Source organism: Streptomyces muensis (genome assembly GCF_021474425.1).
GTDB classification, from domain to species: Bacteria; Actinomycetota; Actinomycetes; order Streptomycetales; family Streptomycetaceae; genus Streptomyces; species Streptomyces muensis.
This window is the reverse complement of record NZ_JAKEIP010000202.1, coordinates 1-15,659: the sequence shown is the minus strand read 5'-3', so window position 1 is coordinate 15,659 and position 15,659 is coordinate 1. Positions and strand designations below refer to the sequence as shown.

The following is a 15,659-nucleotide window of genomic DNA, read 5'->3' as shown; positions in this document are numbered from 1 at the left end:
CAGACCCGGGTCAGGAGGACCCACGCCCCCGCCTGCGCAGCACCCGCGTCGCGACGACCGCTCCCACCACCGCCCCGGCTGAACCCTGAAGGAGCCTCGTCCTCGAAACGCGGACGGGCCGCATGACGTCGGTCGCGTCTTGACCTCAAGTTTGGTTGAGGACGAAAGGTGATCGGTGAACGCATCGATCACCTGCCCCGGAGGCATCCATGACCCGCCGTACCGACGCCCACCCCGACCTCACCCGCCCCGAGGTCGGCGCCCCCTTCTTCAGCACCTGGCGGGTGGGCACCCCGTCGCGGCAGAAGCGGACCGTCGAGGCCATCGCCCGCACCTGGGAGGGCCGGCCCTGGCCCGCCGGCGATCTGCTCGGCTACCACGTCTACACCGGCCATGACGGCTCCACCCTCCTCCATCACTCGCAGTGGCGAGGCGAGCGGGCCTACGAGTCGTTCGTGCGGACACACCGGCAGGAGCGCGTCGACGAGATCGACACCGCCGTACCCGGCATCGAGCGGCTGGGGCTCGGCCGGTACCGGCGCTACCGCAGCGTCCGCCGGGAGGGCGACCCGCGTGTCCCCGGCTGCGTCGTGATCGTCGACGTCGAGTTCGAAGGGCCCGACCCCGAGCGGCAGCGCGCCTGGGTGGACGCCGTCCTGGAGGCGCTGGACGCCGAGCCCAACCCCCACCCCGGCGGCATCTCTGCCCACTTCCACCTCAGCACCGACGGCACCCGTGTCCTCAACTACGCCGAGTGGGAGAGCGCCCAGGCCCATGCCGATGCCCTCGCCGCCCCCGGCGACGGCGTCGGCTCGGCGACGGAGCTGTGGCATCGCGTACAGAACTGGCCGGGCCTCAAGGGCAGCACGGTCAGCCGGTACGACCACGCGCTCGGGCTCGTGCCCGCCTGAAGTCCCGCACCGGACACTTCACGCCGGACACTTCACACCGCACTTCCAGCCGAACACTCCTCTCGTCTGGACAAAAAAAGTTTTCGGTGAGACGCTGGACGCATGCTGGACGTCACCGTGATCGAGGACCCCGAGGCCGCAGCCGTCTCCCTGGACCCCATAAGGGCCCGGCTGCTCGCCGAACTGGCGGCCGGACCCGCGTCGGCCGCCATGCTGGCCGGCAAGGTCGGGCTGCCCAGGCAGAAGGTGAACTACCACCTCAAGGCGCTGGAGCGGCACGGCCTCGTCGAGCTGGCAGGGGAGCGCCGCAAGGGAAACGTCACCGAGCGGCTCATGCGCGCGACCGCCGCGTCGTACGTCATCTCGCCGCTCGCGCTCGCCTCCGTGCAGCCGGACCCGGACCGCTTCCGTGACCAGCTCTCGGCCCGCTGGCTGCTCGCCCTCGGGGCCCGGCTCGTCCGCGACGTCGGTTCGCTGATCACCGGCGCCACGAAGGCCCGCAAGCGGCTGGCCACATACGCGCTCGACGGCGAGGTCCGCTTCGCCTCGGCCGCCGAACGAGCCGCGTTCATCCAGGAGTTGACGGCCGGCGTGAGCGCGCTGATCCGCAAGTACGACGCGCCCGACGCCGAGGGCGGCCGCGATCACCGGATCGTCGTCGCCGTACACCCCACGGTCAAGGACCAGCAGCCCGCCCAGGAAATCGAGCAGTAGGACCCAGGAGCCCGCCATGTCCAAGGAATTCGAGATCGCCCGCGAGTTCGAGGTCGACGCCACCCCCCAGGAGGTCTGGGAGGCGGTCACCACCGGAACCGGAGGCTACCTCTGGCCGATGGAACCGCCGGAGCCCCGGGTCGGCGGCCGGGGGCCCTTCGGGTCGACGGTCACCGCCTGGGACCCGCCGCACCGCTACACCAACCTCGTCGAGGACGTCGAGGGCATCGCCGAACAGTCGAAGAACCAGCTCGACTACACCATCGAGCCGCGTGACGAGGGCCGGCGCGCCTGGGTGCGGTACGTGCACAGCGGTGTCTTCGTCGACGACTGGGACAACCAGTACGACGGTGCCGCCAAGCACACCGACTTCTATCTGCACACCCTGCGCGAGTACCTGGTCCACTTCGCGCCCCGGCCGGCCGCCTTCGCCACGTTCGACGGCCCCGAGGCGTCGAAGGCAGCCGACGCGCTGGCCGCCGTCGGGCGGGCCCTCGGCGTCGGGGAGGACGTGGCCGCCGGTACGAGCGTGCGGGTCCACGGGCCCGACGAGTTCGACGCCGTGGTCGACTTCCGCAACCCCTACTTCATCGGGCTGCGCACGGACCGGGGCCTCACCCGCGTCTTCGGGCGCAACCACTGGGGCCACCCGGTCGGCATCTCCCTGCACGACTTCACGCCGGGCGCCGACATCAAGGAGTGCGAAGCCGCCTGGCAGAGCTGGCTGAACGGCGTGTTCAGCCAGCCCTGAACCGCGCGCAGGGTTACGGGCGGAACCGCAGCACCTGCGGGTCGTGGTCGCTGATCTGGTCGTTGAACTCCGAGTTGATGTGCACGCTGTCGTACTCGAAGTCGCAGGACTTCCGGATCGACGGGCTGATCAGGATCTGGTCCAGCGTCTGGGCGTTGCCCTGGTAGACGTAGGAGTAACGCTCGCTCCGGGGCAGCGACTTGATCGCCGACCACAGGGCGCCGTCGTCCTCCAGCAGCTTGGCGGTGCCGGAGAACTCGAAGTCGTTGATGTCGCCGAGCGTGACGACGTCCGCGTTCTTCTGGACGGCCAGGATGTCCTTCACGAACGCGTTCACCGCGGTCGCCTGGAGGTGGCGCTGGGTCTCCGAGCTGCGGACCGGCGGCTGGTACTGCGCGTGCAGCGACTGGTCGCCGCCCTTGGAGGCGAAGTGGTTGGCGATCACGAGGACCGTCCGGCCGCGGAAGGCGAACTCACCGGCCAGCGGCTTGCGGCTGTTCGTCCAGGCCGCGTTCCCCGGGTCGATACGGCCCGGGGAGACCGTCAGCGCGGCCCTGCCCTTCACCTTGGTCACGCCGGCGGCCGTCGTGGCATCCCCGCCCGCACGGTCCACGAAGGACACCCGCTCCGGGTTGAACAGGAACGCCTGCCGGATGTTGCCACCCGGCTCACCGCCGTCGGCCTTGTCGACCGGGTCGATCGAGCGCCACTCGTACGCCGGGCCGCCCGCGGCGACGATCGCGTCGATCAGCTTCCCCATCGTCTGGTCGGCGGCGACCGTACCGTCGTCCTTCGCGCCGTTGTTGTCCTGGATCTCCTCCAGGGACACGATGTCGGGCGACTGCAGGCTGTTCACGATCGCGGAGGCGTGCTCGGCGAAGGTGGCGTCGGACGGGTCCAGGTTCTCGACGTTGTACGTCGCGACCGCCAGCTCGCCGCGCCCCTGCTTCCGCGTCGTCTCCCGCTTCAGAGCACCGCTCTCCAGCGTGCCCAGCTCGCTCGCGACCAGGGTGTAGCCGCCGAACTGGGTGTAGTCCAGCGGGCCGGTGGTGGTGCCGGCGAGGGTGTCGCCGACGTTCGCCTTCGGGAAGTCGGCCGCCGCGCCGAGGGACTGGATCTGCAGGCGGCCGGTGTTCTGCGAGTCGTAGGAGCCGTAGACCGTACCGCCACGCCGGCTCGCGTTCTCGCGCGGCTTCACCGTGACCCACAGTTCGTTGAAGCGGTCGGTGCCGGTGACCACCCGGGCGTCGGCGACCCGGACGTTCATGTGCTCCAGGGTCTCGTAGTAGTCCAGGGCGTACGCCTTGGGCCTGAGCGGCAGGCCGTTGACCGAGCCGTTCGCGGCGCTGTCGCCGGCGGGGGCGTACGCGTCCGGCACGGACTTGGCGGAGATGACCACGGCCGCCGGGAGGGCGTTGCCGCTGGAGACGACGGTGAACGTCGGCTTGGTGATCTCGGTGATCGACTGGTTGCCGGAGGCCGCGCCGCCCGGGACGTACTCCTGCACCGTGCCCGACACCGTGACCGCGTCACCGACGGCGACACCCTTCGGCGTGGAGTCGGTGTAGACGAAGAGGGCCTCGCTGGTGGCCGGGTTGTCGTCCGCGTCCGGATCCTGGATCCAGAAGCCTCTTGACGAGCCGTAGGTGCGCACGCCGGTGACGATTCCGGCCACGTCCGTGACCTGCTTGCCGGCGTACGGCGATATACGGGTGCTGCCCTGGACGTCATGGATGCGCACGGAGTCCGCGTGCGCGGGGGCGGTGAGGGCGACGGTGGACGCGGCGGAACAGACGGCGGCGACGGTGAGCGCGGCGAGACGCGCGGACTTCTTGCTCGGCAACGGAATCCCTCCGGGGACGTGAATGAGCGCCGGGACGAGGGTGGTGCGTGGAACTTGGAGGCAAAGCTGGTGCAGGCGCGACCGGTGGGGCGGCGGCGACGCGCGTAGAAAATACAGTGAACAGATGTCCGCCCGATTTCTACGCGCGTCAATCTCCTGCCTGGTCAAGCCACTTGTCAAGGTTTCGGCCATGTACGGCTCCCGACGGGGAGATGAACCGGGTGGCATGGGTGGAAATCCGTCTAGGCTGAGCGGTTGAGCCGTGATGTGTACGGCCGAGGGCCGTGTCGCATACGGCCATGCAGAACGCCCTAGGAGAAACAGCCGATGTCAGACAGCTCCCCCCTGCCGCCGGTGCGGCTGCACCCCGAAGCGGAGCTGGCGCGGGACGCGCTGTCCACGCCGTTGCTCGCCCGTGCCACGCGGCTCGCCCGCTGGGCCGGACCCGACACCCGGGTCGACGCCGGGGGCGGCCTCGTCGAGGAGCAGCTGCCGGCGGCCGCCGAGGCGCTCGGGCTGAGCGGGGACGACGCCGCCGCGTACGCCGGCGAGGCCTGGCGGGTGGCCGTCGACGCCGGGCTGGTCGAGATCGTCGACGAGGAGGCCGGCACGGTGGCCGTCGGCGCGGACCTGGCGCTGCTGACCGGCGGTTCGCCGCAGGACGTGCTCGGGGTGTGGCTGGCGGCGCTGGAGACGGTCATCGCCGACGCGAGCGTGCCCGACCTCGATGATCTCGTGGACGCGATCGACACCGGCGGCGAGATCGACTTCTCCTCGCTGGACTGGGACCCGGAGGCCGAGGCCGAGTTCCTCGACGGGGTCCTCGGCAACCTGTACCTGCTGACGGCCAGCGAGGACGGCCCCGGCGACGGACCCGTGCCGCTGCCCGCCCTCGCCGCGTCGATGATCGTGCCCAGCGACATGGGCGAGCCCACGAACGACGTGCTGGAGCAGGTCTCCGACGCGATGATGCGCCTCGACGACCAGTTCCGGGTGCTGGAGCCGGTCGGGCTGGTGGAGTACCAGCCGGTGGACGAGGCGCTGATGGCGGACGTGGACGCGGAGGCCGACGGTGGCGAGGGCGCCGGCGATGCGTCGGCCGCCGTCGACGACACCGACGTGTCACGCTACGGCATGGTGCGGCTGACCCCGCTCGGCCTGTACGGGCTGCGGTCGCGGCTGCTGGAGGCCGGGTTCGAGGCACCCGCCGTCGGGGACCTCGCGAACAAGGGCGCCGACGCGCTGCTCGACGGAACGGCCGGCTTCCCGCAGGCCGCCGCGCAGGCCGAGACCGAGATGTGGCTGACCCGACGTCAACCTCTTGCTGCGGCACGGGAGTTGCTGGCGGCGGCGCGAGGCCTGGACGCCGGGGCGCCGCTGCGGCGGCTGCGCTGCCAGCAGGCGCTGTCCCTGCTGGGCGCGGAGGCCGAGCCGGCGCTGCGGGAGGTTCTCGACGATCCGGAGCTGGGCGGGCTGGCCCGGGTGTGGCTGACCGAGGCCGGGTTCTCCGACGTGCCCGCGCCGTCCCAGGAGCTGGTGTTCTGGCTGACCGTCGACACGGTGGCCGCGCAGCTGGCGGCGGAGGGGAACTCCGACGAGCTGCGGGCGTTGGTGGAGGGGCTGGCCGCGCAGCACGGGGGGTTCTTCGCGGCGGCGTGGCGGGTGGATCACCCGGCTACCGCGGATGTGCTGGAGGCGATGGGGCGGTTGCATCCGGACAAGAAGATCGCCAAGGAGGCGCGGAAGGCTGCGTTCAAGGCTCGGTCGCAGCAGGGTGGGTGACGGCCGTTTGCGGGTGCGGGTGCGTGGGGGCTGGTCGCGCAGTTCCCCGCGCCCCTAGGGGGGTGCGCGCGCCCGGCGTTGATTCATGGAAGTGGGCGCCCTGAAGACGTCTCACGTTCAACCCGCGTTCAGGCATGGGCGGGACCGTTGCGCCGACTCGAGGTCCGCCACCCTCCACGGCACCCACTGTCTCAGGAGACACCATGTCGCTCACCCGTAGGGACTTCGCCAGGAACTCCGCGATCACCGGGGCCGGTGTCGCGCTGGCGGGCAGTGCCGGCGTGCTCGCCAGCGCGCCGAACGCGCTCGCGTCGACGGAGGCCGAGGCCGAGGGCGGGGAGGCGGCGGACGCCCACGCCGGCGGTGTGGGGTACGGGCCGCTGATCCCGGACCCGAAGGGCATCCTGGCGCTGCCCGCCGGGTTCAAGTACCGCGTGATCACGTACAGCGGGAAGACCAAGCTGGAGTCGGGCGAGTTCACGCCCTCCAACCACGACGGCACGGCCGCCTTCGACGGGCCGCGCGGCACCACCCTCCTGGTCAACAACCACGAGCTGAAGGGCCCGCGCGCCAACTGGAAGTACCCGGTTCCGCTCACCGAGGGCCTGGTCTACGACCCGGCGGCCTCCGGTGGCTGCACGGTCGTCGAGGTCCGCCGCGACGGACAGGTCGCCGAGTGGGTCGGCATCGCCGGCACCTCCACCAACTGCGCGGGCGGCCGCACCCCCTGGGGCACCTGGCTCACCTGCGAGGAGAACTCCGACCGGGCCGGCAGCAACGGCATGACCAAGGACCACGGCTACGTCTTCGAGGTCGACCCGAGCGACCGCCGGGCCAACCGCGACCCCAAGCCGCTGAAGTTCTTCGGCCGCTACGACCACGAGGCCGTCGTCATCGACCCCAGGCGCGGCCACGCCTACCTCACCGAGGACGCCGCCGGCCCCAACGGCCTGCTGTTCCGCTGGACCCCGCCGAAGGGCTTCGAGTACGGCCACGGCAGGTTCCGCACGCTGCCCGACGACGCCGGCGTCCTCCAGGCCCCCAGGTGCTTCGACTCGGGCGGCAAGTTCGTGGACGACCTCTCCCGCGCCACGAAGACCGGCACGGTGTACGGCGTCGACTGGGTGGACGTACCCGACCGCGACGCGCGGACCACGCCGGTGCGCAAGCAGTTCGCCGACGGCGAGATCACCCGCGCCCGCAAGCTGGAGGGCATGTGGTGGGGCGACGGCGGCACCTACATCGTCTCCTCCTACGCCCGTGAGGAGAGCCCCGGCGCCGCGCACGACGGCCAGGTCTGGTTCTACGACCCCAAGCGCCGCACCCTGACGCTGAAGGTCCTCCTCGGCGTCAACCCCGACCCGTCCGAGGACGGCGCCCTCGACGGCCCCGACAACATCACCGTCTCCCCGTACGGCGGCCTCGTCATCGCCGAGGACGGCGAGGGCGTCCAGCACCTCTTCGGCGCCACCGACAGCGGCCGCACCTACCCCATCGCCCGCAACGAACTCAACATCGGCACCGAGGACGAGCCGGAATACAGCGAGTTCGCGGGCGTCACCTTCTCCTGCGACGGCCGGACGCTGTACGCCAGCATCCAGACACCGGGCATCATGGTGGCGATCACCGGGCCCTGGAAGCGGCAGCGGCGGTAGAACGTACGTTCACTCGTGCGGGTGGCGCCTGGTTGGTTCAGGGGAGGTCTGGTCATGCTGGACATACGGTCACCGTATGTCCAGTTCATGTAAGTGGTGCGGTGCTCCGGCCGGAAGTTTCCTGGCTGAGGGAACCCCGGTCTGGCTGCCGGATGGCACAGTGGCTCCTGTAGAGGACGTCGTGGCTGCGGAGCTTTCCGTTCTCGCCTACGACAAAGAATGGGACCTTCGCGAAGCCAGACCCGGGCGCCCTTATCCGCCGAGAGACAGCGGGGTCGGCAACCTCGCGGTCATCCGTCCCGTCCGTTGGGTAGAAGGCGGTGCGCAGCCAGTATTCGCCGTGAAGTTCGCGTCTGGCCGAGTGATCGAAGCAATAGCCAGTCATCAGTGGGCCGTTCGAAGCCGGAAAGGCGGACGTCGTCCAACTTGGAGAGCGACTTCCTGCCTCGAACCGGGATGCGCAGCTCCTGTGCCGCTCAGTGCTGACTTCTTCGGGGCCGTCGGTAACGAGTGGGACGGCTGGTTCGTCGGATCGATGCTCGGCGACGGCAATATGACTGGGCGTACCCCGACATGGGTTGGCCACGACGACGGAACTCTTCGACAGATTCACGCATACACGGCCAAGCATGGATGCCGGGCCAACGTGGAGGACTGTGGCACGTGGCTGCGAGTGCGGCTTGTAGATCCCGAGTGGCATCGCAACGCGCTTCGCGATCTGCTGATTTCGCATCGAGTGTGGGGACTTAAAGGCGAAGGAAAGCGCGTAGCCGATCTCCCCTACAGCCGTGAGTTTGTTCGTGGTCTGATCGCCGGGCTGATCGACAGTGACGGCTCGGTGGGGGCGCGGCAGGTGGAATTCGCCAACATCTCCGAGGGGCTTGTCCGTCAACTCGGCGATGCATTACTGCGGCTCGGTATCCAGAGCAGTATCAGCAGTAAGAAGAACAATCAGAGTGACAAGCCGTTGTGGCGACTACGAGTGGCTGATAGTCGTTCCGTGACGCAACTGAGTGAAGTAGTGCAGCTTCGGGCAGATCACAAAGCTGCCGCGCTCGCTTCCTTGGCCACGCGCAGCCGAGGTTCTCGTCGTTCAGCCGTTGGGAGGCGAGGATATGCGGAATCCATTATGTGGGACCGCATCACTGCCATCGCCCCTGCCGGTGTGAAGAGGACCTACTGCGTCGATGTAGTGCCCTCCTGTCTGTGGATCGTGAACGGCGTCGTGACCGGAAGCAGCATGGCTCCATCCAGTGGGCTCTGGATGCCGGGAACGGTTGGTGGTCAGGACTTCGGTGAAGAGCATGGCCTTGTCTGTCACCCAACTGACATCTAACATTTCAATATGTCGATACGACCCGTGGCCCGGACCCTACTCAGGGACCGCGCGTACGAATCGATCCGGGACGCCATCGTGGCCGGGGAGATCGAGCCCGGCGCGGTGGTGCGGGACGCCGATCTCGCGGAGCGGCTCGGGCTGTCGCGGGCGCCGGTGCGTGAGGCGTTCTCGCGGCTCGTGGACGAGGGGCTGCTGGAGAGCAAGCCGCAGAGCTAACCCGGGTGACCCCGCTCGTGGCCGCCGACGTACGGGACGCGGCCGCCGTGGTCGGTGCCATGCACGAGCTGGTGACCCGGGTCGCAGTACCTCAGCTGTCACCCGCGGACGTGGAGATCATGCGCGCCGCGAACGACCGCTTCGCCGCGGCCGTCTCGACCGGCGAGGTGGACCTGGCTCTACGGGCCGACGACGAACTGCACGACGTACTGGTGCGGGTGAGCGGCAACCGCGCGGCCGCCGCCACCGTCGCCCGCTACACCCCGCTCATCCGCCGCCTGGAGCGCCGGCGCTTCGGTGAGGGCGGGACCTGCCGTTCGGCAGGGCTGCACGAACGACTGATCGAGGCGTGTGCCGCCGCTGACGTGGACGCGGCGGTCCGGGTCACGGCGGAGATCTGGCGCACCCTCGCCGACCTGGCCGACGACCCCGGCCGACCGATGCCGTGACCATGTGGAGGCGCCCCATGTCCCTCTCTTCCTACGAGCGCTACCCGCTCCTCTTCGGCCCGTCCCCCGTGCACCCCCTGGAGCGCCTGACCGCACACCTCGGCGGCGCCTCCCTCTGGGCCAAGCGCGAGGACTGCAACTCCGGTATCGCCTACGGCGGGAACAAGACCCGCAAGCTGGAGTACCTGGTCGCCGACGCGCTGGCCAAGGGCTGCGACACCCTCGTGTCGATCGGAGGCGTGCAGTCCAACCACACCCGCCAGGTCGCCGCCGTCGCCGCCCGCGCGGGCCTGAAGTGCGTACTGGTCCAGGAGAGCTGGGTGGACTGGCCTGACTCCGTCTACGACAAGGTCGGCAACATCCTCGTCAGCCGCCTCGCCGGCGCCGACGTACGCCTCGTACGCGCCGGGTTCGGGATCGGCTTCAAGGAGAGCTGGGAGCAGGCGCTCAGGGAGGTCGAGGAGTCGGGCGGCAAGCCGTACGCCATCCCGGCCGGCGCCTCCGACCACCCCCTCGGCGGACTGGGCTTCGCCGGCTGGGCACATGAAGTAGCCGAACAGGAGAGGGAGTCGGGCGTCTTCTTCGACACGGTGATCGTCTGCTCCGTGACCGGCTCCACCCAGGCGGGCATGGTCGCCGGCTTCGCCGCCCTGGAGGAGGCCGGCGGCCGCCCCCGCCGCGTCCTCGGCATCGACGCCTCGGCCAATCCCACCACCACCCGCGAGCAGATCGCCCGAATCGCCCACAACACCGGACAACTCATCGGCCTCAAGCGCGAGTTGACCATCGACGACATCGAACTCGACGACCGCTACCACGCGGGCACCTACGGCATCCCGGACGAGACAACCCTCCAGGCCATGCGCCTCGCAGCCCGAACCGAGGGCATGGTCACCGACCCGGTCTACGAGGGCAAGTCGATGGCCGGGATGATCGACCTGGTCGAGCGCGGCGAGATCGACCGGAACTCGACCGTCCTGTACGCCCACCTAGGCGGCCAGCCCGCCCTGAACGCCTACAGCGCACTGTTCTGACCACTGCGGGCGCGCTGCTAGGGGCGCGGGGAACGGCGCGACCAGCCACAACGGCCCCGCACCCGACCGACGACCTTTCCCCGCCCCACCGAGCGGAGCGTGACGGTGCCGGTCGCGTTGTTAGGGGCGCGGGGAACTGCGCGACCAGCCACGACGGCCCCGCACCCGACAGACGACCTTTCCCTGCCCCACCGAGCGGAGCGTGACGGTGCCGGTCGCGCTGCTAGGGGCGCGGGGAACTGCGCGACCAGCCACGACGGCCCCGCACGCGACGGACGACCCTTTCCCCGCCCCACCGAGCAGAGCGTGACGGTGCCGGGTCCGCTGGCAGGGGCGCGAGGAACGGCGCGACCAGCCACAACGGCCCCGCACCCGACAGACGACCCTTCCCCGCCCCACCGAGCGGAGCGCTACAGTGCCCCCGTGCGCGCCGACGATCAGCAGTGGGAGACGAGTGTCGAGCGACCTGACGGCACGCGCCGCCGGGCCACGATCCACGACGTCGCGAAGTTGGCCGGAGTGTCACGCCAGACAGTCTCGCGCGCGGTCAACGACAAGGGCGAGATCGACCCCGCCACCAAGGAACGGGTGCTGGAGGCGGCCAGGCTGCTGGACTACCGGCCGAGCCGGTTCGCGCGCGGCATGGTGCAGAAGGGGGCCGTGACGGCCGGTCTGGTGATCCCGGATCTGATGAACCCCTTCTTCCCCGAGGTGGCGGCCGGCGTGCTGGAGGCGGCCGAGCAGCGCGGCTGGCAGGTGGTGATGTGGGACTCGCGCATCGACGAGGCCCGCGAGCGGGACGCGCTCGACGTGCTGTCCCACCAGGCCGACGCGATCATCGGCTACTTCAAGAGCCCCGACGAGGTGCTGGCCCGCCACCTCGGTGGCGTACCGCTGGTGCTGCTCGAGCGCGGCCCGCAGCAGACCCGTTTCGCGGCCGTCGGCATCGACGCCGCCGCCGGTCTCGAACAGGGCATGGCCCATCTGGTGGGCGCGGGGCATCGCAGGATCGGCATGCTGGACGGGGTGCACGGCCCCGGCCCGCGCAGACAGGCCTTCCTGGAGGAAGCCCGGCGCAACGGTCTGCCGGTCGACGACAGCTGGATCGCGCTGTGTGCCGAGCACAGCGTGGCCGGGGGCGAGGCCGGCATGGAGCGGCTGCTGGACACCCGGCCCGACATCACCGCCGTCTTCGGCTTCAACGACCTGATCGCGGTCGGCGCCATGCGCACCGCCCGGCGCCGGGGCCGACGCGTGCCGGACGACCTGGCCGTCCTCGGCTTCGACGGCCTGTCGCTGGGCGAGCTGGTCGAGCCCGCCCTGACCACCCTCCACATCGACAAACGACGACTGGGCCGACTGGCCGTCGAACAGGTCGCCCGACTACGGGCAGGGGAGGAACCCCTGCGGGGCGCCGACGCCTGGTTGGCCCCTGAGCTGGTGGTGCGCACCTCGGCCTGAGGGCCGCGTACAGCTGCGTACACCTCGCCACGCGGCTGTACTTCGACTCAACACATAAGCCGTGCCCGTCCCTTGACACTGCTTTTCGGCCGCCTCGATACTCGACGGCAACGTTCACGTGAACGCTCACGGACTCTCGAATCTCCCCACAGCACGATGCCGGGCCGATCAGGACGAGGCGGCCGACATCGTTGTCTTCCTTGCACGTCCGGAAAGCGAGTGCGCCCCCATGGAACACCGAACGATGTCCCGCAGACGATTTCTGGGGGCCTCACTGGGCGGCGCGGGTGCCGCTCTGCCTGGCCTGGCGGGGTGCGGCGCCCCCAGCGGGTCGGCTTCCGCCGGCACCGGTCATCTCAGCCTCTGGTACTGGAAGGGCGCGCTGAGCGAGGAACTGCTCCGCACCGCAAGGCGCGGTGTCCCCGGGGTGCCGGGGCTCAGGGTGCAGGGCTCGCAGATCCCGGACGGCGACATCGACTCCAAGGTGCGCACCAGCCTCGCCGCCCGTGCCTACGTACCGGACATCACGGTCGCGAACTCCGACAACCTCGCCACGTTCTTCCCCGACGAGAACGAGTTCCTCGACCTTCGCATGCTCGGCGCGGAGTCCGTCCGCGACCGGTACCTCGACTGGAAGTGGAAGAGCTGCTTCACCCCGTCGGGCCGAATGATCGGCTTCCCCCTCGACGCCGGCCCCACCGCCCTCTACTACCGCAGGGACCTCTTCCGGGAGGCCGGACTGGCCCATGAACCGGCGGACGTCGCCGAGACGATCCCCAGCTGGGAGAAGTTCATCGCCGCCGGGAAGACACTGCGGGCGAAGGTACCCGGAAAGCCCTACCTGGTGAGCAACATCGGCAACGTCTTCCAGCAGGTGCTGCTCCAGAGCCCCAAGCAGTTCGTGGACGCCGACAACCGCTTCATCGGGGATCAGGAGCACGTACGGCGTGCCTGGGACCTCTCCGTGGAGATCCTCCGCCAGCGGCTCAGCGCAAGGATCACGGACGGGACCCCCGACTTCAACGCGGCCCTGAGCGGCGGGCGCGTCGCCACGATGACCACGGCGGTGTGGGCCATCAACGGCCTGAAGGACTCCGCGCCGAAGACCTCCGGCACCTGGCGGCTGACCACCATGCCGGACGGCCCGGCCAACTACGGCGGCTCCTATCTGACCCTGACCCGCTACTGCCGGGACCCCGAAGCCGCCTTCGCCTTCCTGACGTGGCTGCTCAGCCCGGCGAACCAGCTCAAGAGCTACCAGGAGATCTCCCTGTTCCCCACCACGCCGGCCGCCTACGCCGCCCCCGCGATGCACAGGCCGGACCCATTCTTCGGCGGCCAGCAGCCCATCGACGTCTTCGGCCCCGCCGCCGAGAACGCCCCGGTCAACTACTTCAGCCCGTACGAGGAGACCGCCAACACCCCGTTCTTCCAGGAGCTGACCAACGTGGAAACGCTCGGCAAGAACCCCGAACGGGCCTGGCGGGACGCCGTGAACACCGCCGAGACCACCCTCACCCGGCTGGGGGTGAGCTGACATGGCCACGGTCCTCGACCCGGCCGGCGCCCCGCCGGCCGACGAACGGCGCACCACCCGCCGTACCCGCTCCACCGCCCCCGGCGGACGCCGACGTCACATCCCGCCGCTGCTCGCCATCTCCCCGTTCTATGTGCTGTTCGCCGTCTTCGGCACCTTCCCGGTGCTCTACTCCCTCTATCTGTCCTTCCAGGACTGGGACGGCATCGGCGACATGCGCTTCGTCGGGTTCCAGCAGTACGGCTGGCTGCTGGAGGACTCGGTGTTCTGGCACTCGGTGCTCAACACCTTCGAGATCTGGTTCCTCTCCACGGTGCCGATGCTGTTCCTCGCCCTGGTGCTGGCCTTCCTGCTGCACTCGCAGGTCCGCTTCACCGGCGCGATGCGGGTCGCCTACTTCATCCCCAACGTCACCTCGATGGTCGCCATGACCGTCGTCTTCGGCTCGGTCTTCGCCCAGGCGGGCCTCGCCAACTCGGCGCTCAGAGCGATCGGGCTGGACGGGATCGGCTGGCTGTCCTCCGAGTGGGGCATCAAGTCGTCCGTCTCCCTCATGATCATCTGGCGCTGGGTCGGCTACAACGCCCTGATCTTCCTCGCGGGCCTCCAGGCCATCCCCACCGAGCACTTCGAGGCCGCCCGCGTCGACGGCGCGAACAGCTGGCAGACCCTCTTCCGGGTCGTACTGCCGCAACTGCGCCCGGTGGTCCTCTTCGCCGCCGTCACCTCCACCATCAACGGCCTGCAGATCTTCACCGAGTCCCAGGTGCTCTTCCAGTCCAGTGACGTCGGCACCACTGGTGGACCGGGCCAGGAGGGCATGACCATCGTGCTCTACCTGTGGCAGAAGGCCTTCAAGGAGCACCAGTTCGGCTACGGCGCCGCGATGGGCTGGCTCCTCTTCGCGATCATCGCCGTCTTCACCATCATCAACTGGCGGCTGGTCTCCGGATCCGACCGCGACGACGACCGGCCCCGCCTCGCCGGTCTGCTGCGACGCAAGGGGGCCCGCGATGGCCGCTGATCTGGACGGGACGACCGGCACCGAGGCGGCACGCAAGGTGGTGACCCACGACAGGGCGACCGGCAGCGCGGGACTCGCCATCGGCTCCGGCAGCCGGCTCACCCGGATCGCCGTCCGGGCGGCGCTGCTGCTCGGTGTGCTGGTGTCGCTGTTCCCCTTCTACTGGCTGGTGGTGATGGCCTCCGGCACCACCGAGGACATCTACAGCTACCCGCCAAAACTGGTGCCGGACCCTCATCTCCTGGACAACATGGGGCGGGTGCTCGACACCGTCGACTTCTTCGGCTCCCTCCTGAACACCGTCGCCGTGGCCGTGGTCGGTACCGCGCTCGTGCTGTTCTTCGACTCGCTGGCCGCGTTCGCCTTCGCCAAGTACGAGTTCCCGGGCAAGAGGTTCCTCTTCGGTACCCTCCTGGTCACGTACATGATCCCCGCACAGCTGTCGCTGGTGCCGCAGTTCGTCACCATGGCCGAGTTCGGCTGGGCCGGTTCGCTGAAGGCGCTGATCATCCCGGGCGCGGCCAACGCCTTCGGCATCTTCTGGATGCGTCAGTACGCCCAGAACTCACTCCCGGACGAGTTGCTGGACGCCGGGCGCATCGACGGCGCCGGCTTCTTCCGGCTGTACTGGCAGGTCGCGCTGCCCCTGTTCCGGCCGGCCCTCGCCTTCCTCGGCATCTTCACCTTCATCGGCCTCTGGAACGACTACATCTGGCCGCTGGTCGTCATGATCAACCCGGACAAGGTCACCCTCCAGGTCGCCCTGGCCAACCTCAACATGCTCTACAACGCCGACTACGCGCTGGTGATGGCGGGCGCGTTGATGAGCGTCATCCCGCTGATCGTCGTGTTCCTGATCGGGGCGCGGCACTTCCTACGGGATCTGGCGGCGGGGGCGACGAAGATGTGACCCGCGCTGACAGTGCCCCCAGTCCCCCCGGTC

General features: G+C 69.6%; 12 protein-coding genes and 1 pseudogene. 12 read left to right on the top strand and 1 reads right to left on the bottom strand.

The features are described from left to right. The first annotated feature begins 209 nt into the window (after nucleotides 1–209). The 3 genes from L0P92_RS32750 (at nucleotide 210) to L0P92_RS32740 (ending at nucleotide 2,376) form a co-directional block, all read left to right on the top strand. Nucleotides 210–911 carry an antibiotic biosynthesis monooxygenase gene (locus tag L0P92_RS32750; protein WP_234766693.1) on the top strand — a complete coding sequence of 234 codons (702 nt, stop codon included), beginning with the start codon at nucleotides 210–212 and terminating at the stop codon, nucleotides 909–911. Between the two features lie 102 nt (nucleotides 912–1,013). After that, nucleotides 1,014–1,625, top strand: coding sequence for an ArsR/SmtB family transcription factor (locus L0P92_RS32745; RefSeq protein ID WP_234766692.1), 612 nt, complete (start codon nucleotides 1,014–1,016; stop codon nucleotides 1,623–1,625). 16 nt (nucleotides 1,626–1,641) lie between these two features. Continuing rightward, on the top strand, nucleotides 1,642–2,376 hold the full coding sequence (locus tag L0P92_RS32740; RefSeq protein WP_234766691.1) for an SRPBCC family protein: 735 nt from the start codon (nucleotides 1,642–1,644) through the stop codon (nucleotides 2,374–2,376). A 13-nt stretch (nucleotides 2,377–2,389) separates the two neighbouring features. On the opposite strand, the gene L0P92_RS32735 is transcribed toward L0P92_RS32740, so the two are convergent. Then, nucleotides 2,390–4,219, bottom strand: a complete 1,830-nt coding sequence (locus L0P92_RS32735) for a DUF8508 domain-containing protein (RefSeq protein WP_234766689.1) — start codon at nucleotides 4,217–4,219, stop codon at nucleotides 2,390–2,392. A 327-nt stretch (nucleotides 4,220–4,546) separates the two neighbouring features. Between L0P92_RS32735 and L0P92_RS32730 the strand changes: the two genes are divergently transcribed. From L0P92_RS32730 to L0P92_RS32690, 9 genes and pseudogenes are all read left to right on the top strand, one after another. Beyond that, nucleotides 4,547–6,001, top strand: a complete 1,455-nt coding sequence (locus L0P92_RS32730; RefSeq protein ID WP_234766688.1) for a hypothetical protein — start codon at nucleotides 4,547–4,549, stop codon at nucleotides 5,999–6,001. Between the two features lie 203 nt (nucleotides 6,002–6,204). Beyond that, complete coding sequence (locus L0P92_RS32725) at nucleotides 6,205–7,656, top strand: alkaline phosphatase PhoX (RefSeq protein ID WP_234766687.1); 1,452 nt, start codon at nucleotides 6,205–6,207, stop codon at nucleotides 7,654–7,656. A gap of 181 nt (nucleotides 7,657–7,837) precedes the next feature. Beyond that, entirely contained in the window at nucleotides 7,838–8,992 is a 1,155-nt protein-coding gene (locus tag L0P92_RS32720) for an LAGLIDADG family homing endonuclease (protein WP_234766686.1), read from the top strand. A 9-nt stretch (nucleotides 8,993–9,001) separates the two neighbouring features. Then, nucleotides 9,002–9,660, top strand: a pseudogene (locus L0P92_RS32715) (GntR family transcriptional regulator). Between the two features lie 17 nt (nucleotides 9,661–9,677). After that, complete coding sequence (locus tag L0P92_RS32710; protein WP_234766685.1) at nucleotides 9,678–10,694, top strand: 1-aminocyclopropane-1-carboxylate deaminase; 1,017 nt, start codon at nucleotides 9,678–9,680, stop codon at nucleotides 10,692–10,694. Nucleotides 10,695–11,117: 423 nt separating this feature from the next. After that, nucleotides 11,118–12,155 (top strand): LacI family DNA-binding transcriptional regulator, encoded by a 1,038-nt coding sequence (locus tag L0P92_RS32705; protein WP_234766684.1) that lies wholly within the window; start codon nucleotides 11,118–11,120, stop codon nucleotides 12,153–12,155. Between the two features lie 244 nt (nucleotides 12,156–12,399). Continuing rightward, a complete protein-coding gene (locus L0P92_RS32700) occupies nucleotides 12,400–13,692 on the top strand; it encodes an ABC transporter substrate-binding protein (protein WP_234766683.1) in 1,293 nt (430 codons plus the stop codon). 1 nt (nucleotide 13,693) lies between these two features. After that, nucleotides 13,694–14,716 (top strand): carbohydrate ABC transporter permease, encoded by a 1,023-nt coding sequence (locus tag L0P92_RS32695; RefSeq protein ID WP_234766682.1) that lies wholly within the window; start codon nucleotides 13,694–13,696, stop codon nucleotides 14,714–14,716. Further along, nucleotides 14,706–15,626, top strand: coding sequence for a carbohydrate ABC transporter permease (locus L0P92_RS32690; RefSeq protein ID WP_234766681.1), 921 nt, complete (start codon nucleotides 14,706–14,708; stop codon nucleotides 15,624–15,626). Before L0P92_RS32695 ends, L0P92_RS32690 begins: the two co-directional genes overlap by 11 nt. Nucleotides 15,627–15,659: the final 33 nt, after the last annotated feature.

What these genes read in the sequence shown, in the direction of transcription:
- L0P92_RS32700 (WP_234766683.1), top strand. Translation starts at nt 12,400, where the DNA reads ATGTCCCGCAGACGATTTCTGGGGGCCTCACTGGGCGGCGCGGGTGCC.
- L0P92_RS32725 (WP_234766687.1), top strand. Translation starts at nt 6,205, where the DNA reads ATGTCGCTCACCCGTAGGGACTTCGCCAGGAACTCCGCGATCACCGGG.
- L0P92_RS32740 (WP_234766691.1), top strand. Translation starts at nt 1,642, where the DNA reads ATGTCCAAGGAATTCGAGATCGCCCGCGAGTTCGAGGTCGACGCCACC.
- L0P92_RS32695 (WP_234766682.1), top strand. Translation starts at nt 13,694, where the DNA reads ATGGCCACGGTCCTCGACCCGGCCGGCGCCCCGCCGGCCGACGAACGG.
- L0P92_RS32750 (WP_234766693.1), top strand. Translation starts at nt 210, where the DNA reads ATGACCCGCCGTACCGACGCCCACCCCGACCTCACCCGCCCCGAGGTC.
- L0P92_RS32745 (WP_234766692.1), top strand. Translation starts at nt 1,014, where the DNA reads ATGCTGGACGTCACCGTGATCGAGGACCCCGAGGCCGCAGCCGTCTCC.
- L0P92_RS32730 (WP_234766688.1), top strand. Translation starts at nt 4,547, where the DNA reads ATGTCAGACAGCTCCCCCCTGCCGCCGGTGCGGCTGCACCCCGAAGCG.
- L0P92_RS32690 (WP_234766681.1), top strand. Translation starts at nt 14,706, where the DNA reads ATGGCCGCTGATCTGGACGGGACGACCGGCACCGAGGCGGCACGCAAG.
- L0P92_RS32710 (WP_234766685.1), top strand. Translation starts at nt 9,678, where the DNA reads ATGTCCCTCTCTTCCTACGAGCGCTACCCGCTCCTCTTCGGCCCGTCC.